At 50.4% G+C, this 20644-nt stretch carries 19 protein-coding genes; 8 read left to right on the forward strand and 11 right to left on the reverse strand.

What is annotated here, in order from left to right; genetic code table 11:
• Positions 1-20: 20 nt before the first annotated feature.
• From M0415_RS15980 to M0415_RS16015, 8 genes are all read right to left on the reverse strand, one after another.
• Positions 21-656 carry a paraquat-inducible protein A gene (locus M0415_RS15980; protein WP_249556527.1) on the reverse strand — a complete coding sequence of 212 codons (636 nt, stop codon included), beginning with the start codon at positions 654-656 and terminating at the stop codon, positions 21-23.
• 104 nt (positions 657-760) lie between these two features.
• A complete protein-coding gene (locus M0415_RS15985) occupies positions 761-1951 on the reverse strand; it encodes a cyclic di-GMP phosphodiesterase (protein ID WP_249556528.1) in 1191 nt (396 codons plus the stop codon).
• A 217-nt stretch (positions 1952-2168) separates the two neighbouring features.
• On the reverse strand, positions 2169-2411 hold the full coding sequence (locus tag M0415_RS15990) for a hypothetical protein (protein WP_133181790.1): 243 nt from the start codon (positions 2409-2411) through the stop codon (positions 2169-2171).
• A gap of 7 nt (positions 2412-2418) precedes the next feature.
• On the reverse strand, positions 2419-3156 hold the full coding sequence (locus M0415_RS15995; protein ID WP_249556529.1) for a DNA-binding protein: 738 nt from the start codon (positions 3154-3156) through the stop codon (positions 2419-2421).
• Positions 3157-3171: 15 nt separating this feature from the next.
• The gene (locus M0415_RS16000) at positions 3172-3714 is read right to left on the reverse strand and encodes a core component of ECF transporter (RefSeq protein ID WP_133181794.1); all 543 of its coding nucleotides are present in this window, start codon (positions 3712-3714) and stop codon (positions 3172-3174) included.
• Positions 3711-4394: an energy-coupling factor transporter transmembrane component T gene (locus M0415_RS16005; RefSeq protein WP_249556530.1), complete on the reverse strand. Its 684-nt coding sequence runs from the start codon at positions 4392-4394 to the stop codon at positions 3711-3713. The genes M0415_RS16000 and M0415_RS16005 overlap by 4 nt, the downstream gene beginning before the upstream one ends.
• Positions 4384-5748: an ATP-binding cassette domain-containing protein gene (locus M0415_RS16010; protein WP_249556531.1), complete on the reverse strand. Its 1365-nt coding sequence runs from the start codon at positions 5746-5748 to the stop codon at positions 4384-4386. The genes M0415_RS16005 and M0415_RS16010 overlap by 11 nt, the downstream gene beginning before the upstream one ends.
• Before the next feature lies 1 nt (position 5749).
• Positions 5750-7951, reverse strand: coding sequence for a TonB-dependent receptor plug domain-containing protein (locus M0415_RS16015; RefSeq protein ID WP_249556532.1), 2202 nt, complete (start codon positions 7949-7951; stop codon positions 5750-5752).
• 408 nt (positions 7952-8359) lie between these two features.
• Between M0415_RS16015 and M0415_RS16020 the strand changes: the two genes are divergently transcribed.
• The gene (locus tag M0415_RS16020) at positions 8360-9718 is read left to right on the forward strand and encodes an isochorismate synthase (protein WP_249556533.1); all 1359 of its coding nucleotides are present in this window, start codon (positions 8360-8362) and stop codon (positions 9716-9718) included.
• Positions 9719-9731: 13 nt separating this feature from the next.
• On the opposite strand, the gene M0415_RS16025 is transcribed toward M0415_RS16020, so the two are convergent.
• Complete coding sequence (locus tag M0415_RS16025; RefSeq protein WP_249556534.1) at positions 9732-10457, reverse strand: transporter substrate-binding domain-containing protein; 726 nt, start codon at positions 10455-10457, stop codon at positions 9732-9734.
• Between the two features lie 242 nt (positions 10458-10699).
• Between M0415_RS16025 and M0415_RS16030 the strand changes: the two genes are divergently transcribed.
• Complete coding sequence (locus tag M0415_RS16030; RefSeq protein ID WP_039977624.1) at positions 10700-11359, forward strand: 7-cyano-7-deazaguanine/7-aminomethyl-7-deazaguanine transporter; 660 nt, start codon at positions 10700-10702, stop codon at positions 11357-11359.
• Between the two features lie 99 nt (positions 11360-11458).
• Positions 11459-11926, forward strand: coding sequence for a GNAT family N-acetyltransferase (locus tag M0415_RS16035; protein WP_011627666.1), 468 nt, complete (start codon positions 11459-11461; stop codon positions 11924-11926).
• A 254-nt stretch (positions 11927-12180) separates the two neighbouring features.
• On the opposite strand, the gene M0415_RS16040 is transcribed toward M0415_RS16035, so the two are convergent.
• Both M0415_RS16040 and M0415_RS16045 read right to left on the reverse strand, forming a co-directional pair.
• Positions 12181-14316 (reverse strand): sensor histidine kinase, encoded by a 2136-nt coding sequence (locus tag M0415_RS16040; RefSeq protein WP_249556535.1) that lies wholly within the window; start codon positions 14314-14316, stop codon positions 12181-12183.
• Positions 14317-15699, reverse strand: coding sequence for a sigma-54-dependent transcriptional regulator (locus M0415_RS16045; RefSeq protein WP_011718787.1), 1383 nt, complete (start codon positions 15697-15699; stop codon positions 14317-14319).
• A 284-nt stretch (positions 15700-15983) separates the two neighbouring features.
• Here M0415_RS16045 and M0415_RS16050 point away from each other — a divergent pair, with 284 nt between their 5' ends.
• The 5 genes from M0415_RS16050 to M0415_RS16070 are packed head-to-tail and all read left to right on the forward strand — an operon-like array spanning position 15984 to position 20630.
• Complete coding sequence (locus tag M0415_RS16050; RefSeq protein ID WP_011624595.1) at positions 15984-16808, forward strand: ABC transporter substrate-binding protein; 825 nt, start codon at positions 15984-15986, stop codon at positions 16806-16808.
• Positions 16805-17512 carry an ABC transporter permease gene (locus tag M0415_RS16055; RefSeq protein ID WP_011624596.1) on the forward strand — a complete coding sequence of 236 codons (708 nt, stop codon included), beginning with the start codon at positions 16805-16807 and terminating at the stop codon, positions 17510-17512. The genes M0415_RS16050 and M0415_RS16055 overlap by 4 nt, the downstream gene beginning before the upstream one ends.
• Positions 17513-17515: 3 nt before the next feature.
• Complete coding sequence (locus tag M0415_RS16060) at positions 17516-18223, forward strand: energy-coupling factor ABC transporter ATP-binding protein (RefSeq protein WP_208660654.1); 708 nt, start codon at positions 17516-17518, stop codon at positions 18221-18223.
• Positions 18207-18800 (forward strand): molybdenum cofactor guanylyltransferase MobA, encoded by a 594-nt coding sequence (gene mobA, locus M0415_RS16065; protein ID WP_249556536.1) that lies wholly within the window; start codon positions 18207-18209, stop codon positions 18798-18800. The genes M0415_RS16060 and mobA overlap by 17 nt, the downstream gene beginning before the upstream one ends.
• Before the next feature lie 30 nt (positions 18801-18830).
• A complete protein-coding gene (locus M0415_RS16070; protein ID WP_249556537.1) occupies positions 18831-20630 on the forward strand; it encodes a bifunctional molybdopterin-guanine dinucleotide biosynthesis adaptor protein MobB/molybdopterin molybdotransferase MoeA in 1800 nt (599 codons plus the stop codon).
• Positions 20631-20644: the final 14 nt, after the last annotated feature.

Here is a 20644-nt window from a genome sequence, read left to right on the forward strand (position 1 = left end):
GAACCTGCTGTATGCCCTGACTACAGAATCGGGGTTGGACGACGCACTAAGTAACCACTGGCGATGGAGAGAATGCAGTAGGCGGTAAAGAAGTAGAATCCGCTCTCAAACTGCGCCTTGGTCTTTAACATTTCGCCCATGCCCCCCGAGGCATTGCCCGCCAAAAAGGTAATGATCAGGGCCACCACAAACACATCGGCCATAGACCATTTCGCCAGCGCAGAGACGATATGATGAATGCGCCACTGCAACGCAACCGAACTCACGGTTTGTTGTACCAACATTAGGCTGAGTTTCATGGCGGGGATTATGATGCTAAACAGCATCACCAACCCAGCCACTAAGCCATTGCCGGTATTATATAATTCGGTGACAGTACTCCAGATACTGCGGGTCTGCTGTAATACTTCTACTTCGCCCTTGAGGTTATTCAGTCCCAACAGGCCACTGACCATATTCAACATGCCGCGGGCACTGTCGCGCCCCGAATCCTCATCGAAACTTTGTGCGACCTGCTCAATCCCTTGTTCGGTGAGTTTGGCCTTATCTATGCTGCCATTGAGACTCAAAATGGGCTGAGTCACGCCGGGAATTAACAGCGCCAAAGACAGCAGAATAACGAGAATGGGAAGAAGAGAATTGCGTACACTGTTCATAACAAAGCCCTTGGGAAATTTTGGCTCAGTGTACGGCCTTTCCCCTTATCTGGGCAATGAATGGCACCTGACATCGTGGCAGATATCAGGCGCGGCAATAGGCATCAGTAGAAGGGTTTAGGATCGATATCCAGCGAGCTTGGCGACACGCCGCGTTCAATATGCAGATCCGATTTGAGCAGATCGACCATAACCACATCGGTATAACGTTTTGCTTTTAAAGAATAAAAACATTTTACGATCGGGTGTAATGCGTCCCTGTCCTTCGAGGTCCAGACGATACCCACTCGTCCGTCTGACAATTCGACCAAAGAGCCGACAGGATATACGCCGACACAGCGAATAAACTCGTATACCAGCTCTTGATCGAGGTGGAATGGCGTCAGACTCAATAGGATCTTAAAGGCCGCCGCTGGGCTCATGGCCTCTTTGTAGCAACGAGTGGCGGTGAGAGCATCGAAGATATCGACGATACAACTCATGCGGCCATGGAGCGGGATTTCCTCGGCCTTTAATCCCCGAGGATAGCCACGGCCATCGAGCTTTTCATGGTGCATCAGACAGACGTCTTTACTAACCTGAGATAAGCCTTTTGTTTCGTTCATAATTTCAAGTGCATACACTTGATGCAGCTTCATATGTTCGAATTCTTCAGGAGTGAGTTTGCCTGGTTTGTGCAGGACCTTGTTGTCGACCTTGATCTTGCCAATATCATGCAAAATCCCACCGACCGCCATCTCCCTGAGAATTGAACGGTCGAGTTTAAGGTATTTACCGAAAGTCACTAGCAGGAAGGCCACATTCACTGAATGCTCAAGCAGATAAGCATCCTTTGAACGCAGTGCTGACATGCATCTCAGTGCATCTTCATCCAACAAGACCGATTCAATCATGCTGTCGGCTAGGGCTTCGAAGGGGGCGACCTCTATCGCCTTACCCTCAAAGGTTTCGGACAAGACTTTGCGGATCAAATCCTTAGCCTCAGTCAGAATGACTTGAGCCTGCTTTTGCTGATTCTCGCGGGTTGCTAACGGCTTTTTAACTCCAGCAGACCCATCGTTACTGGCTTTGCGCTTAAAACCGCAATGTTCGGCCGACCGCTCAGTGTCGACCCAAACAAATTTGATCCCACTCCTCGTTAATTTAGCAATCGCATCCTTATGCTTGATTTGTCCTGCATTCGCAATCGCGAGCCGACCTTGATCATTTTTGTCTATCGCGCTGACAAACATACCCAGTGTCAATTGCGACACGGGTAATTTGATTAGGTCAACTGATTCTGCCGACTCACTCATATCTAGCAACCCCAAGGCATAGAGAAAATGACTGCTATTTACTACGCAGCTTGCCGCCCTATTGGGCATATTAGCTGTGACTTATCTCTTGGTAGTATAGGACAGTTTATCCTGCATTCTAAGCCGAGGGAGGGAAAAGCACCATATGCTTTGATGACGAGCATCAAAGAACCAGATAAAAACCGAGCAGAATGATGGGGTATTGCTCAGCTAAAGGCTAATTGGTTAATAATACGGTATTTTTTAGCATCATACATTCGAAGCTTGTCACCATCCAACGGCGATATTGGCAGTTATAGCAGGAGCGCATTTCATCATCGACCTGCTCATCTTCATCGTCGGGCGCAAAGCGAGAACACAGCTGTGCCGCTCGCCTCGCTTCAGGATATTGCTGCAAACCCGCTCGAAAAATCCAACGTTCGGTCTCGTATTCAAACTGGTTGAGAAGGTCCTGATTCATCTTCACCTCAATAGTCCTGCAGGGCTTGTTTGCCCGCATTACGCCACTGCTCACCGTCACTGCTAACTAGCAATACAAATTGATGCTCAAGATAAACCGCCTTCACTTTACCTTTGAGTTGAACCTTTTCATCCGCCGCTAAACGGGTTTTATCTGTGTTCATTACCGCATCGAGGCCTGTCTGCTCGAGAATGTCTGCCACAGTTAACTCGAGAGACACTTCTTCAAGCTGACCGAGTTTGATTTGCCCCTTCACGCGCCCATCACTGCCCATTAAACGCAGCCCTAATCCCGCCAAAGCACCAATCACGCCCTGGCCAGTACCACCGTGCTCTGTGAGTTGGATCTGTAACTGCTCGGCAAGCTGATAAGCGGCCGCTTTTGTGATCACTTCGCGCTTGGCTCTGAGCCCAAAGTCTATCAGCGTATTCACATCATAGTCGGAATCAACATCCAAAATTGCAATGCCAGGATCCGCCTTAGGCGCAGACTCTGCGACTAAATGCGCTACCGCCAGACGATGGATCTCCGCCTGCGATAATGGTGACTGCAACGCAAAACACATGGCGCTGTTGTGGGAGGTGTAAGGAATATCAGGATGCACAAACAACTGATGCCGCGTCACAAAGGAAGCCTTTCCACTCGAGTGCTGCGCGAGCAAATGTGCAATCTCCTCGGCTATCTCGCCTGTACCCTTAGTGCCAATGTCGTCGGTATCGTCAATACAAATAAGCCAATTTTTCATCGGTATTCCTAGCAATTAAAACTTGTCACGGTGGAGGAGATCATGGGCCTTAAGCCTATGCAGCACAGGCGGCACCAGCAAAGCACCTAAGGTGGCAAAGAATCCGCCCTTAAGCACGCTCGCGCCCCATTGGATAAGCACAACGTCGAAGGCCATGCCCGCCAATGCATTGGTAAGCGCCACTTTTACCGCCCAGGCCATACAGCCAATAATGCCTAAGATCACGCAGCGCCAATGCAGGCTTAATGTGAGCGGTAACAGTAAAGCCACGAGATCCATCGCAATCGCTGGTAAGATAAACTTCAATAAAATCATCGGGCCGCCCTTGCCGACACCGAGTGCCATGGCGACTAGGCCTGCTATCCCGCCACAGGCAATCATGCTGCCGAAACGCCCAAGCACGCCGTAGCAAATCAAGTAGAAGAAGCTCATTAAAAACATGCTGTGACCAGAGATCCCAAGCTTGAGCCTTAACATTCCCGTCAAGGCCACCAGCAAGGTGGCGCAAAAACCAATAAACAACGAGTCTTGTAGACTCAGAGGGAGTTTTTTCTTCATTTTTTGTCTCTCGGTGAGTGCCAATGGGTGACACGCGTACTCTTGCCAAAGTGACGACTCTGGGCCGCAATCGCCATCTGACGAGATAATTTAAGTAATTGGATTAATACGGGAAATAGCACGCAATACACTAGCTCAGGCCAATTTTTAGGATTCCGCAACGCCTTAGGGGTAATGCGTGCGCCGCGCAGACATTGGATCTGGTAAATCTCACGCACTTCGTCCGCCATAAAGGGCAGCAAACTCAAGGAAGCAGCCACCACAAAGGCCCATTTAGTTGGCAAAAAGGCACTTAACACTTCGCCGATACGCTCGGGCGCCGCCGTAATACACAACCACCAGCCGGGGATAGTCGCCAGAATAATCCGCCCGACCACCACGGCGCCTTGAGCCAAATGGCCAACCCCATAGAGCAACAGATACAGACTCAAGGTAATTGTCAGTTGAATCACGCCGAGTTTAACCACCCCCATGATGCTGCCGCGGCGCGCTAAACCATGGAGCACTAATAAGCCGTTTACCGCCACCAGCGGCAGTAGTAAATCGGCGGGTAACACAAAGGCGCAGGCAGAGAGCACACAGACCAACAATAGCGATAGTGCACATAGCGTAGTTTCTTGGCGTTCGCGACTCCAACGCCTGCGGGCTCGTAGTCGCCAGCGACGGCAACTAACCCACATAGCGCTCCTCCATCCCCATAGCATCTTCCGTCAGCAAGCCATTGTGCAAACTGAGCTGCCTAGACACGGCACTATGCACCACCACTCTGTGACTGCTCATTAGAATCGCACAGCCCTGCGCCCTAAGACGCTTGAGCAGGAACCACACTTTTCGGTAATAGTGCTTATCCATGCCAGCAAGCGGGTCATCGAGTAGCAGTACCTTAGGCTGCAAACAGGCCAAGGATGCCAAGGCAACCAAATGCTGTTGCCCGTAGGACAATTTATGGGGAGATTGTTCGGCAAGCGCCATCAACTCGAGATCGAGCAGCATTTGCTCGGCACGCTCTTTAGGGAGTTCGAAACGATTCAGGCTAAATTGCATCTCGGCTAACACACTGGTTTCAAACAGTTGTCGACTCGGCCTTTGGATTAATAATCCTAACTCGGCACCATAGATGCCCAATTTAGGTTTACGACCTAAGACTTTGAGCGGTAAACGCAGCTTTAGGTTGAGCATCCCGGCTAAGGACTTTAGTAGGCTAGTTTTACCCGAGCCATTATCCCCGACCAGAGTCACTATCTCACCCGCATGTAACTGAAATCCCTGCGGACAGCTAAACAAGGGCTGGCTACCGTCGAAACAGAAATCGAATGCCTCGGCACTGACCAGCACTTTACCAACATGAGCAGAACCCCAAGGTTTAACTGGTGTATCAATCGGTTGAGTATCGCTAACTGTGTAGATACCTGCGGATAAACGGCCAGCCTCCAATTGCCAATAATGCTGGATAATCTCGGCAAACGCCGCCGCATTATGCTCCACTAGCACCAGCGCCATACCTTCGGCAATAAGATTGCGCAGCACTACCAATAGCTCAGCCACACCCTGATCATCGAGCTGCGCCCATGGTTCATCGAGCAGCAATAAATGCGGCTCGCACACCAGCTGAGCGGCGATCATCAAACGGTATTTTTGGCCGAGGGAAAGGGTACTGACTTGGGTATCGAGCCGCAGAAACAACCCGACGCGTCGCAGCGCTAACTGCACCTTAGGCAACATATTCTCGGCGGGAATGCCTAGATTCTCTAAGGCGAAGGCCACTTCGGCACCCACGGTTTGCCTCAGTAGCTGAGTTTGAGGGTCCTGCATCACTAAGCCAGTGACCAGCTCGGGATGACGCCAAATATCACCCTCATGCGGGCGATTCTGCACGCCCGCAAGCAGGTTTAATAGACTGGATTTACCCGAACCCGTCGGCCCGCTGACACAATGGCATTGACCAGCGCTAATCCCTAGCCTGACCTCCTGTAATACAGGAGTTAATTGGCTGCCATAGTTAAAGCTGACACCTTCGAGCTCGAGTAATTTCATCTTAAATTTGCCAGTTCACACCCACAAAGAACTGACGGCCAGCCTGAGGCAGGGCTTCACTCTGGTAGTAGTTCTCATCCAATAGGTTAGTGGCGCGCAGATACACTTCTAACTTATCGGCGATCAGCGGCTGCACTAAGTTAATGTCCACTAAGGTGTAGTTATCCAGCGATTGTTGTTGGTACTGATTTTGCCCGTTCACCTTCACCTGAGTCGCATAAACCTGCTCGAGGATACGCTCCACATTCAGGTGAATTTGCGTCTCGAAGGGGAACTCGTAGCTCATCTGCCAACGCAGTTGGTGACGAGGACGGTATTGCAGCGCATCTAAGGTATCGTCGCCTTCCATTTCTTTCGAATCTAAGAAACTGTAGGAGAAGCTCAGATCTAAATGCTCAATCGCATGGTTGTTAATTTGGAAATCAATCCCTTTGAACTCATAGCGCCCCATATTTTGGTAGAAACCATCGGTATCTTTGGCGATATAGTTCTTCGCATCCGTGTAATAACCATAGAGCGAGAAGTCGGTGCTAGCCGGCAAGTTTTGCTCCAGACCTAGCTCAACATGTTTAGACTCTTCCGCTTCTAGCTCACTATTACCCGATGATTGCGAGTACAAGTTCACCATAGAGGGGAAACGCACTTTACGGGCCACACTCAGGCTCAAACGTGAATCGGGTACCACCTGCCAATAGCTAGAGGCCATTGCCGAGTAGTTATCATCCGTACCGTCGGAGGTATCGAGTGAGTGGAAGGCGCCACCGAAGGTAAAGCCATAGTTGTGCTCAGATTGATACTGATATTCGGCCGCAGCGGTATATAACCATGCAGAATCGTTTAGGTTTTCAGCACCGCCGGAACCGCCACCGCTACCAGTGCCACCACCAGAACCTGTTCCACTGCCACTACCCGTGCCACCGCCAGAACCTGTTCCGCCGCCGCTACCCGAGCCACCGCCAGAGCCTGTTCCGCCACCGCTACCAGTGCCACCACCAGAACCTGTTCCGCCGCCACTACCAGTGCCACCGCCAGAGCCTGTTCCGCCGCCGCTACCTGAGCCGCTGCCAGAACCTGAACCTGTGCCACTACCAGTATCGCTTGAGTAAGTATCGACGACTGACTTCCAGCTCTGCTCTTCAGCAATCACAGAGGTGGTTAACAGCCCTGCTTTATGAAAATCGGTGATTAACTGTAAATTGACCCCTTGCACCACGGAACGGCCATCTTGGGTTTGCGTCAATGCTTGATAGGTTTCATCGGCATAGGCTGCTTCTAAGGTATCGCTTTGATTGTGATAACCAAATCCGCGCAGGGTAAAGGTATCGTCAAACTGATGGGCTAAGCCGAGTTGGAAGGTATGTGAATCATAGTCATCGGTACGCTCATACTTGAGCTTACCGCTGCCAGTACCATCACGTGAGGGTTTACCCCACTCACCATTACGCAGTGCCATATTGGCGATCAACTGTGTCTTATCCGATAACCAATAGCTGCCTTGGGCATAGACGTTGGTGACTTCTTTATCTGAGTTAACTCTCAGCTCACCGTCTTGATATTGGGTCGGCTCGAAATCGTTCGACATCGGGAAACCATCGGTCTGTTGACGGCTCACACTCACCAATCCCTGCCAATCATCGCCCGAGCCAGCGGCGCTGATATCGCCATTAAAGGTATTGTCTTTACCCGCTTCTAAACGTCCTGACAAGGCGGGCGCTGTGCTGCCTTGCTTAGTAATAATATTGATCACACCGCCGGCGCCGCTTGGGCCGTACAGCACTGAAGTCGGGCCAACTGACACTTCAACCGAGGCAATTTGGCTGGTTGGGATCACGCTTGGGTCGAACTGGCCATCATCGGCACTGCTCATGGGCACGCCGTTCACCAATAGAGTGACATGGCGGGTCTTAAAACCACGGATATCGACCCTAGGAGTGCCATCGCCACCCACACGGATATAAACCCCGGGCACATTCTTCAGCACTTGATCTAAGGTCTGCGCACCCAGTGCACGAATTTCGTGTTCGTCGATGCTCCAATGGGTGGTTGCCAATTGCTCCGCATCGGCACCTTCACCATGGACGACAATCACTTCATTCACATTCAACAGGGGATCGCGGGCGATTTCATCGGCTGAGGCGGTAAAACTCAGTCCAATTGCCAGCGCTAAGGACGACACTCTAAAGGCGGTATTTCTGGTAATCATATTATTGTTGTCATACAGGAAATTTAAGATGTGCCCCCTATTGTGGTCTGAGGAATTTCCGTCTCAACCGAAAAAAAATCAAAAACCAACCCAGATCGACTAATTGCAACAAATGGAAAATGCGATGCATCACAAAGAGACAAAATGTCCAACACAGACAACGGTATCGACAAAAAGACCCATCTAGGTCACATTTTTAAGCGCCGCAAAATGAGACTATGGCAAAAGTCACACACTCGTGGGTTGCATCTTGACACTGACGGCCTCGGCCTTTAATTTGAGCGAAAGATTCTTATTTACACGCTCTCACCCACTCGGTGTAAATAGCTTTAAAAAGAATGGATTAACTTACCGCTGACTGCCGGAACTTCAGCCACCACCTTCATCTCGTTACCTTTGGAGTTTTATTTGCCCGCTCACGCCCTGTCTGAAGACCTTAAGTCTCTCATCGACAAACTCATTCAATTGAAGCAGGTTCCACCGACGGAGCCGATAGTGCAGTTATCCTTAACAACTGTTTCTATCCCTTTGATTTCATGGCTGGCATCCCAAAACCAATACCCGCGCATCTACTGGCATGGACGTGACAAGGTTGAAGAAGTGGCGGCGATTGGCGCCTGTAAAGACTTTAAGTTTGAAACTGGTGTCGATGATGACACCTTAGCGGAAATTTACCAGCAGCAACGCGCCTTAACCACGAATCCCGAGATCCGTTACTACGGCGGCGTGGCGTTTGACCGCAGCATAGAGTCCTGGCCGGAGTTTGGTAATAGTCGCTTTGTGCTACCGCGTATCGAATTTAGACGCAGCGCGAACCAATTTAGTTTGCGGGTCAATCTGAACTTTGCCGATAGGCATCCCGAAGAGGAAATCGACCTCGCCATTGCCGCGATAGAAGCCGTGCTGCCCGCTCGTCCGCTCACACCGCCCAATAAACTTGCGCTATTGAGCCGCACCGATATTCCCGATTTTCCGCGTTGGAAGACCTTAATCGAGCAAGTGGTTGACCCCAAGTTTAACCAAGAGACGCCCAAGGTGGTGCTGTCGCGCCACACTGAACTTGAGGTCAATGCACAGGTCGATCCTTGGATGGTGTTAGCCTGCTGGCAGGGGCGTAATCCGAATAGTTTCCAATTTGGCTTCCAATTTAGCCCCGAGCGCACTTATATCTCCTGCTCGCCAGAGCGATTATTTCGCCGTCGTCAGCAGGAATTGTTTACCGAGGCGCTTGCTGGCACCACAGTACGTGGCTTAAACCAAGAAGAAGACACGGCACTGGCCAACGCGCTGCTCGAAGACAACAAAAACAGCATAGAAAACCAGCTGGTTCGCCGCCATATCGTCAGTATGCTCTCCCCCTTGAGCCAGCATGTGGGCGCCGAAGAAACCGCGACGATTTTTAAGCTAAACCATATTCAGCATCTCCACCGCGCCATTCGCGCCGAGTTAAAGCAGGGCGTGAATGACTTCCAATTGCTACAGGCTCTGCACCCAACTCCTGCGGTGGGTGGCCTTCCCAGACAGTCAGCGATGAACTTTATTCGTGAGCGTGAAGGCTATATGCGCGGTTGGTACGCCGGTGCCTGTGGCTATTTCAATAAGTATGAGAGTGAGTTTTCGGTGGCGATTCGCAGCGCCTTGATTGAACCCGGCAAGATCAATCTATTTGCTGGTGCGGGGATTATTGCGGGCTCAGATCCCGAGGCGGAATGGCAAGAGCTAGAGAATAAGTTAGCGACGATTATGTCGATTCTGATTGAACTTTAAGCTACTGATAAAACTAAAATCCCTTTGCTTTGGTCTCAGTGTATAGCCTATTTTGCTCTCCAGAATCGATAAGCTTTTTATGTGCCATGTCAAACTGTTGCTTTAACATTCGTCCTTTATCGGTATTCGAAAACGCAAAAAAAGCTTCCGCCTTTAACACACCTTGTATCACCACAAAGTTTTGCGGCTCCTTCATTTTTGGCGCTAACGCTAAGATATCCGGCTGATAATCTAAAACGGCATCGACTCGTCCCGCATTAAGATTATTCAACATGTTAAGCATATCGCTGCTTTCTTCGTAATACATTGGCGTTGGAGTGAGCATATTGAATCGATAGGCCAACATGGCTTGAACTTTACGATAGGATAAACTTTCAATACCAATCCAGCTGGCCGCGATTGCCGGCGTCACAGCCGCATCAATACTATCGACCTCGACGGGATTTTCACTCAGCAAACTCTGTTTCACGTCGCCTCGATACACGCTGAGGATCATATCGGCTCTGTTGTGCTCAATCAGGTATAAAGTACAGGCAAAAGGCATAAACTGCACATCGAGTTGCCACTCGGGCGCAGGAAAAGTACGTTGCAAAATATCGAAGTAATAACCCGTTTCATCGGGATTCGCGAAACCTTCCCAAGTAGCAGTAACCAAATGAATAATCACAGGCTTACTCGGCGTAGCGAAAGCACACAAACTCAAAAAGCTTAAACACAAGGCCGCAAGAAATGATCGCATCGCGTTCTCCTCCCATTTCTTAACAGTGTAGAATAGTTTCTATACCCATGCTGTGACCATATCGATCACTCGCGCTTGGAGAGTGCAGCTAAATTGCTTGGAATATAAACAGTAAGCTTGCATCTTCGAACCTGGTCACTATAATGGCGACCCCGATTTCAGCACGCTGATTTTGGGTAAAATAACAACAGATCATTTAGCGGGTTCCCTCACCCCGCCCTACACAACTAAAAAGGCCACATATGTTAATGTTAACCCCTGCGCAGCTTCGCCGCGCACTCCTGCTATTAGTGGGATTTCATATACTGATTATTTGCGTCAGTAACTACTTGGTACAACTACCGTTTCAATTGTTTGGTTTTCACACCACTTGGGGCGCGTTTAGTTTTCCCTTTGTCTATCTCGCGACCGATCTCACCGTGCGCATCTTTGGACAAACACCTGCCCGTAGCATCATTCTCAAGGCCATGGTGCCCGCGTTGATGATTTCCTATGTCATGGGTGTGGTATTCCATCAAGGCAGCTTCCAAGGGATTGATTCCTTAAGCCAATGGAACACTTTTGTGTTTCGCATCGCCTTCGCTAGCTTCGCGGCGTATTTGATTGGTCAACTGATGGATATCACAGTCTTCGCTCGTCTACGCCAAAGCCGTTCCTGGTGGGTCGCGCCTGCGGCATCGACCATTGTCGGTAACTTAGTCGACACCTTAGTGTTCTTCAGTGTCGCTTTTTATGCCTCGACAGACAGCTTTATGGCAGCCAACTGGCCCGAAATTGCGGCCGTGGATTACAGCTTCAAGTTACTCGTGAGCTTAGGGTTATTCCTGCCCGCCTACGGCGTCCTACTGAAGGTCTTACAAGACAAGATCTTGCAAACCAGTCCACAAAAATCATTTTCCTGATTAACTCAACTGGCCAGACCTGTTATAATTTGAGCAGTTTTTTGTTCAGCCCCACTGTGTTTATGCACATTTGGGGCTGATTTTCTGTGAGAGAAAATTATGTATTCAATTGAAATCAAAGCACTGACAGCTCTGACACCTGAGTTGACCACACAGCTTATCGAACTGAGCAAGCAAATCCCTGAACTCGACCGCCCGCTGACCAGCGAAATACTGGCTGAACGTCTCTCGGATAAGACTTGCTTGATTCTCTTAGCCTATGTGGAAGGTGAATTGGCAGGCTTTAAGCTGGGATACGAACAGGCTGATGCCGTATTTTACAGTTGGTTAGGCGGTGTTGCGACCGACTTTAGACGTTTAGGTCTGGCACAAAGCCTATTGGAATACCAAGAAACCTGGGCGAGCCGCCAAGGCTACAAGCTGATCCAGGTTAAGACCATGAATCGCTTCCCCGCCATGCTCAATTTGTTGATTAGAAACCAGTATTTGATTACTGAACTGAAGGCCGATCCGCAAAGCCTGATCGACCATAAACTGCATTTAAGCAAGTCGATTGCGACAGCTTAAAGGCGATTTACATAAAAATGTGTATTTTTTGCGAGAAATAGCTTGCAAACCTAATTGAGAATGATTATCGTTAACTTGCGTTCCAAAACTCATCTTTAACACGGATGACTGGTAATCTGACGTTGTTAAAGTGCTCCTGAGTTTGCAAGCACGACATTGCTCACACACTCTTTTGTGGCCGGATTCATCATCCGGCTTTTTTTTTGCTTTTTATTCGGCGAATCAATCTCATAGTGCTTTGTGCAAAGTCGCTTCTAAGATGACATTTCGGTGCTTTGGCCGGAAAAATGTAAGCCATCGTAGGGGTTGTTTTGCTGATCTTCCTTCGCCTCATGGTACAAACCAATAGTGAAGATAGAGCCCTTACCCAGTACAGAACTCACTTCTATGGTGCCGCCGATACGCTTGATAATGCCGTAACTTAAGGATAATCCAAGGCCTGTGCCGTCTTTACGCGTGGTGTAGAAGGGATCAAAAATCCGCCCTAGCTGCTCAGGGGCAATCCCCGAACCTTCGTCCTCAACCTCGATTTTCACCCCAATCGGCATATCTTGTTGCAGCCAATCATAGGTTCGCACCCAAATCCTACCTTTGCCATCCATCGCATGGGCGGCGTTAACCACAAGATTAATCAGCACTTGCAACAACTGCGGGCGATTAACCTGCACGGGGCAACTGGCGTTCAATTCAGTTATCAGCACCACTTCTTGTTTTTGAATCGAGTGCCGCACTAATACCAGCATTTCCTCGATGATAGGCGTAATGGGATGCATCTCTAAGGGGGCGTTAAACTCACCTGGACGACTGTATTGCAGCAGGCTACGGATAATAGTGCTAATGCGGCCAACCTGTTGGATAACCAGGTCGATTTCTTCTTTTACCGACTCAGCATTATCCCCAAGCTCATAACGCAGTAACTCCATATTCCCGAGGATCACCGCCGTTGGGTTGTTGATCTCATGGGCAATCCCTGCGGTTAGCTCACCTAGCGCGGTTAACTTCTCATTGGTCACTAGCTGCTGGCGAGTCTCATTGAGCAGCGCCACGTTGCGCTGTAGTTCTAAGGTCTTGTCCTGCAGACTACGAGTCCGCTCCTCGACTTTCATCTCGAGTTGTTCGGCGGCGGCTTGGATTTGGGCGTTGCGTCGCTGCAATAAGTCGAGCATTCGGTCGAACTGCTCGGCAAGATTCGACAATTCGTTATCCCTATCTAGCCCCAAGGCACCGATACGCACATTGCGCCCCGACTGCACCGCTTGCACCACATGATGAATACGCTCTATCGGTTGCAACAAGCTGTAGGCACCGCGGTAAACCAACAAACCGGAGATCAGTAGCACCAGCATCAGAATAGTGCCTAATTCGATGATATTGAGCAGGTAGTTATGGATAAAGGGCGATTCTGAAAATCCGGTATAAATCATACCGACACGTTGCCCACGAATGTCCTCTAAGGGGGCGTAGGCGGAAATAAACCAATCGTTAAACACAAAGGCGCGATCGACCCATAACTCACCGTGATTCAGCACTTTTTCGCGCACTTCCTCAGACACTAAACTGCCGAGCGCCCGCCCTTGAGTTTCATTCGGCTGTGGAAAAAAGTGCAAAGGCACGTTGGTGGAAACGCGAATATTGTCGAGGAAGATGGTCACAGTACCGATAGAACGCTCCGGCAGCGTACCCTTGTCGTAGACGAGGTCGCGGATATGGTCGACGATGCGGGTATCCCGATTAAACAACACACCACCATCGAGATACCAAGCGACTTTACCATCAAAGTCGGGAATAGGTAGCAAACTGCGGCTCAGTAAACCACGGTCTTCCACTTGCTTATTCGGGCTCTGCGCCCGCAATGTCGCCAACAGTGGGATGGCCGCCCTTTGGGCTAAGTCTGGGTCGATGCGGGCTAAGCGATCGGGCGATAACACCATCAATCCCGAATAGGGCAAGAGCCCACCCATTTTCGGTAATATTTGCCGTAAATCCGGGTCGGACGCCGCTTCGGCAACACTCACAAGTCGCAAGAAGTCTAAATCGAGTTGCTTTTTCTGCTCATTCAGAAAGGTATCTATGCTCGCCCTGTGGGCCAACTCACCGCTAAGAATGGGCCGAAAATCATTCTGAAAAGTCCATGAGGTCATCACTCGTTCGAGCTGTTTCTCCTGACGAACCTGCACCTGTTGCAAGGTATTTTCAGCCACAGCCAGATCGGCTTTTACCTTCATAAACAGTTGCTTGCCTGTGTAACTGATATTCCAGTAAATAGTGATAAACACTAAACTCACCAAGGTGAGCAAAATCGGCAGCAAGGTGAGGATCAGAATGCGATAACGCACTTTGGCCTGCATTTGCTGCCAACTGACACCAAAAAAGTGAGTAAAAAACGACACTTAGAACTCCTGCTCGTCGCTAACGTCAAACCACTCTTTATACTTGCGATCTAAGGTCTTACGGGAAACGCCTAAGTCCCGAGCCGCCGCCGATTTATTGCCAGAGTGCAGATCCACCACGCTAGTCACATGGTGCTTTTCCACTTCTTTCAACGGCCAATCTAAGGGATAACCTTGGGAAGCCGAAGACTCTGTCTTCACCTGTTGCTTCCAATATTCCGCCGGTGGCTTGCCCAGCAGAATACAGCGTTCAATCATATTACGCAGTTCACGGATATTACCTGGCCACTCGTGTTGTTGCAGCTTCACCATATCCTCATGGCTCCATACGACTTCACGCACGCCCAATTCGGCCGCTAGTTGGCGAGTAAAATGATGGGTCAATTCGACCACATCTTCCGGACGTTCGCGAAGGGGAGGAATTAAAATATCCAGCACATTCAAGCGATAATAAAGATCGCGGCGGAAGTTACCCGCTTCGACTTCATCCACCAGCGTGCGGTTAGTGGCCGCAATCACCCGGACATCAATATTCACTTCCTTCTCACTGCCGACGGGGCGAATCGCCTTCTGTTCTAATACCCTGAGCAGTGCCGTCTGCATCTTGAGCGGCATCTCGCCAATTTCATCGAGGAAAATAGTGCCGCCAGAGGCAAAACTGAATAAGCCTTCGCGGTTACCCTTAGCGCCGGTAAAGGCGCCCGCGGTATGGCCAAAGAGTTCGCTCTCCAGTAGTTCGGGGGCGATAGAGCCGCAGTTAACGGGCACAAAGGGCCCTTGGCGGCCGCTGAGTAAGTGTAATTGGCGCGCGACAAGTTCTTTACCCGTGCCCGATTCGCCTTGAATTAACACCACGGCGTTGGTCGGCGCCACGCGCTCAATCACTTGCTTAACCGACTTCATGGCCTCGCTGCTACCGATTATGGTGGAGGAATAGCCGATGGAGACTTCACGACGCAGCATCAAGTTTTCGCGGCGCAGCAAACGGCGCTCGATACAGCGGTCAACCGCCGACATCATCTGCTCGAGGTGGAAGGGCTTCATAATAAAGTCTGAGGCACCGGCCCGCAGCGCTTTAATCGCGACTTCTAAATCCGCATAGCCGGTCATAAAAATCACATCGGAGCGGCGGCCCTGTTCATCTAAGGCTTCGTGCCACTCGATTCCCGAGCGACCCGGTAAACGGATATCGACAATCAATAGGTCGAAGTGGCAGCGACTACGTAACTGCTCAGCATCTTCAATACTGCCCGCCGTTTCGACTAAGGCGAATTTCTTCGACAGCGCCTTATTCAAAAAGCTACGCATCCCCGGTTCGTCATCGACGATCAGGACAGACACAGCGGAAGGAAGGGGCTTGAGGTTATTATCTATCTGGCTCATAGTGCTCACTTCTGGACATTTTGACTCAATTGCGACCAATTCTAGCATTGAAACTAGACAAATAGGTCACTATGAACCATAAGAAGCATGCGCTGAGACAATTTGTCTGCGAACTATTTGTTGAGCCTGAGATCGGGGTCACAATTTAGATCAAGCTGTGAACGTAAATGCGTCATTATTGGTTTGGCATCCTATTTGCTTTCAATCGAACGCATTACAATTTACGGAACCTCCCACTCAGTAGGCAATTGAGTCGGAACCCTATTTTTCGCCAAGGAGTATCCATGCTAAACGTGAAATCTCATATGAAGTCATTACTGGGCCTGGTTGTTGCAGCCAGCATGCTCACAGTGTTACCCGCTCAATCGGCTGAAGTGATCAAGTTAGCCACCACCACCAGTACTGAAAACTCAGGTCTGTTAAAAGAATTACTGCCTAAGTTTGAAAGTGAATCAGGCTACAAAGTACAAGTTATCGCAACGGGTACCGGTAAAGCCCTGAAACTGGGCGAGCAAGGCGATGTGGATTTAGTCATGACCCACGCCCCAAGTGCTGAAGCAAAATTTGTTGCCGACGGTTTTGGTGTTGAGCCACGTGGCATTATGGAAAACGATTTCGTGGTGTTAGGTCCTAAAAACGACCCAGCAAAACTACGTGAAAGCAAAACCGCCGAAGAAGCCTTCGCAAAAATCGCGAAATCAGGCTTACCTTTCGTCTCTCGTGGTGACAACTCTGGCACCCACATCAAAGAGTTAGAAGTATGGAAAGCCGCAGGCGTGACTCCTGACTTCAAAGGTTACACTTCTGTCGGTCAAGGCATGGGCAAAACCCTGCTGATGGCAAACGAATTACAAGGTTATACGCTGTCTGACCGTGGTACTTTCGTGGCGTACAAAACTAAGCTGGACTTAGGCGTGGATTTCGATGGCGGTAAAACCCTAGCGAACCCATACCAAGTGATTCTGATCAACCCAGCTAAATACCCAGATCTGAACCACAAAGGCGCCAAAGCCTTCAGTGACTGGCTGATCAGCAAAGAAGGTCAAGCCATGATCAACAACTTCAAAGTTGAAGGTGAGCAACTGTTCAAGGCAACCTATAGCGAATGAGCGAAGGCTGGCTAGCACTGTTACAGCAGGCGTTAAGCCTGCTGTTTTCATTGGACCCCGACGTTTGGTCCATCATCTCTGTCTCGTTTTCGGTTTCTTTCGCGGCGCTGCTCATCACCTTAGTTCCCTCTATGGTGCTCGGTTTTGTGTTGGCGTTTGCCCATTTCCCCGGAAAGTGGTTTGTCACTAACTTAGTACAAACGCTGCAATCGATTCCTACGGTCGTTATCGGCCTGCTGGTGTATCTGATTTTGACCCGCAACGGCCCGCTTGGGGATTTAAAGTGGTTGTTCACTCAAGAGGGGATGATCCTCGGCCAAATGATGATTTGCGCCCCAGTGATGATCGCCATGAGTCAAGCGGCCTTCACCAGTGTCGATCGCCGGGCATGGGAAACCTCACGTACCTTAGGCGCCTCTTGGTTTAGCGCGGTCTGGACCGTGTGCCGCGAACTGCGTATGCCGTTATTACTGGCGATTGTCGCGGCCTTTAGCCGTATTCTCACCGAAGTCGGCTGTTCTATGATGGTCGGCGGCAACATCTTAAACGTAACACGTAATATCCCGACGGCTATCGCACTGGAAACCAGTAAAGGCGATTTCGCCCAAGCTATCGCCCTCGGATTAGTGCTGCTAATCTTGGCCTTGATCCTCAACTTTGCCTTAGGTAGTTTACGCGGCAAAGAAACGCCAAGGAGCCATTAACTTATGACCCAAGCCAAATTGATCGCCCGTGACTTGGAAATGTCCTTTGGCCCGCGCTTATTATTCAAAGCCCACAGCCTCGAGTTGTGCCAAGGGAACGTTATTTATTTGCAGGGTGACAACGGCTCGGGCAAGTCGACCCTGATGAAGATCCTCGCGGGTCTACAGCCGCCCTCTAAGGGCAAGATTGAAGTCAGCGGCTTTAAAAAGGACGCATGGTGGACACGTAACCCTTTGCTGGGTAAAGCCGTTTATCTCCACCAGCATCCCTATCTATTCGATGGCACAGTCAATTACAACCTGACCTACGGCTTACCCTTTGCGGCCTCAAAAACCGAGGCCAAACGCCGAATTGGCCAAGCAATTGAGATGGCACAACTGGGCTCGTTATTACATTCCAGAGCCAGCAATTTATCCGGCGGCGAAAGACAACGCCTCGCCATCGCCCGCGCTTGGATTTTACAGCCAAAGTTACTGATGCTCGATGAGCCGACCTCCAATATGGATAAGGACTCCCAAGCCTTAGTACTGCAAATGATCCAACAGCTCAAACAGCAAGGGACGGGAATGCTGTTAAGCAGCCATCAAAACTGTGCGCTCACCGCCATTTGCGAGCAGCAGTGGCACATTGAAGACCAACAGGTGATAACCTCCCGTCAGCAAACGCCCACAAACTCCACACAGGGATCTTTATATGTCGTTGCAAATTGATGCCGTAATTCTTGCCGGTGGTATGGCGCGCCGTATGGGCGGGGACGATAAAGGTCTCGTCGAGCTAAACGGCAAGGCCATGATTGAACACACTATCGAGCGGATAAAACCTCAGGTTAAGGAGATCCTGATCAACGCAAATCGTAACCAAACACGTTATGCTGAGTTCGGTTTTACGGTGTTGAGCGATGAACATACCGGGTTTCTCGGCCCCTTGGCGGGCATGATCACCGCAATGGGTCACACCCAAGCAGACTATCTGCTCGTGGTGCCCTGTGATTGTCCGCTGCTGCCGCGGGATTTAGTCGCCCGCTTATTGGCCGCCATTGAAGCAAACGATGCTGAACTTGCCGTTGCCAGCGATGGTGAGCGAGAGCAACCCGTGGTGATGTTATTAAAGCCGAGCCTGCGCGAGTCGATGACCGCCTTTCTCGGAGCGGGCGAGCGTAAAATTGATTTTTGGTATGCCAAACATCGCTTTGCCGTGGCGGCCTTTGCCGATCAACCCAATGCCTTTGTCAATGTGAACACGCCAGAACAAAAACAACGACTGGCTGCAGAGATAAACCAAAGCTAAGGCTTCAAATTTCCCAGATTAGAGGTGCAAATGAGTACTCCCTTCGTCAATCCGCTATCTATTCCCGTTCTCGGATTTTGTGCCTATAGCGGCACGGGGAAAACCACCCTACTCAAGCAATTGATCCCCGAATTAAATCAGCGCGGCCTGCGTCTTGCGGTGATCAAACATGCTCACCACAATTTCGATGTCGATATTCCCGGTAAAGACAGCTACGAGATGCGCAAAGCCGGCGCGCGGCAAATGTTAGTCGCCTCCCATGTGCGTTGGGCGCTGATGACCGAAGATGCCCGCGATGGCGACCCAGAGTTAGTCCACCTACTCAAGCAAATTGAAGCCGATAAAGTCGATATCGTCTTAGTCGAAGGCTTTAAAAAACTCACGCTACCGAAAATTGAGCTGCACCGCGCCGCCCACGGCAAGCCGTTTATCTATACCCAAGATGACAATATTCTCGCCATCGCTTGCTGTGATGATACCGAGCTGCCGAGCGAGCTAAGAAGACTCGACCTTAACAATGTCGCGCAAATTGCTGACTTTGTGATGGAATACGCCAATAGCTGGCAAGCCCCTAACCCCGCATTACCGATTGCGACTGTCGATGCCTGCACCTTGGGCAGCGATAAAAACCTCAGCGTGAGCCAAGGCTTGGCACAGATTTTATCCCATGTCGCCCCCGTCACTGAGGTGGAAGACATAGGTTTAGATGCATTAGATAACCGTGTGCTCGCCCGCGACAGCATTTCGCCCGTGGATGTGCCGCAACAAACCAACTCGGCGATGGATGGCTATGCCTTTGCCTATCAAGATCCACTGCCAGCGAGCTTCGACTTAGTCGGTGAAGTCCTCGCCGGACATCAATATTCAGGCACACTCAAAGCGGGTGAAACCGTGCGCATTATGACGGGCGCGCCCGTACCCGCTGGCGCCGATACTGTTCAACCTCGAGAATTGGCTAACGAGGCCAATGCCAAGGTCAGTTTCGACGGCCATATTCAACAGGGCCAACACGTTCGCCTTGCAGGTGAAGACATTGGCCAAGGCCAAGTCGCCCTCACCCAAGCCACACGCCTAAGCGCCGCCGAACAGGGCTTATTAGCCTCCCTCGGCCTTGACCGTGTGACGGTTTATCGCCGCCCGACCGTGGCCGTGTTCTCAACCGGGGATGAAGTCAGCCAACCCGGCGAGGCTTTGAATCCAAACTGTATCTATGACTCGAACCGTTACACCATCAAGGCGATGGCAAAACGTTTAGGTTGTGAAGTCATTGACTTAGGCATTATCGAAGATTCCGAAAGCGCTCTCGAAGCCACCTTGACCAAAGCCGCGGCGCAGGCAGATGTGGTGATTAGCTCTGGCGGCGTTTCCGTTGGCGACGCCGACTACATCAAGGCCGTGCTAGCACGCCTTGGCAATATCGACTTCTGGCGGATCAATATGCGCCCAGGTCGTCCACTCGCCTTTGGTAAGGTCGGCGATAGCCTATTCTTCGGCTTGCCCGGCAATCCAGTGGCTGTGATGGTGTCCTTCCTGCAATTTGTGCAACCTGCGCTGCGTAAACTCGGCGGTGAAACAAACTGGCAGACGCCGTTATTCCCGGCGATTACCGATGAAACCCTGCGTAGCCGCACGGGCCGCACTGAGTTTATCCGCGGAATTTATCGCCTCGGTAATGATGGCAGGCTGCACGTAACCAGTACTGGCAACCAAGGTTCGGGCATGCTCAGCTCTATGGTCAAGGGCAATTGCCTTATCATCATTGGAGATGATGCTGAGGCGGTGAATGCGGGTGAAACTGTGTTTATTCAGCCTTTTGCCGATCTTTTATAAGTTCAGGTAAGCTC

The sequence above is a fragment of the Shewanella sp. 10B genome, assembly GCF_023475885.1.
Taxonomy (GTDB): Bacteria; Pseudomonadota; Gammaproteobacteria; order Enterobacterales; family Shewanellaceae; genus Shewanella; species Shewanella mangrovisoli.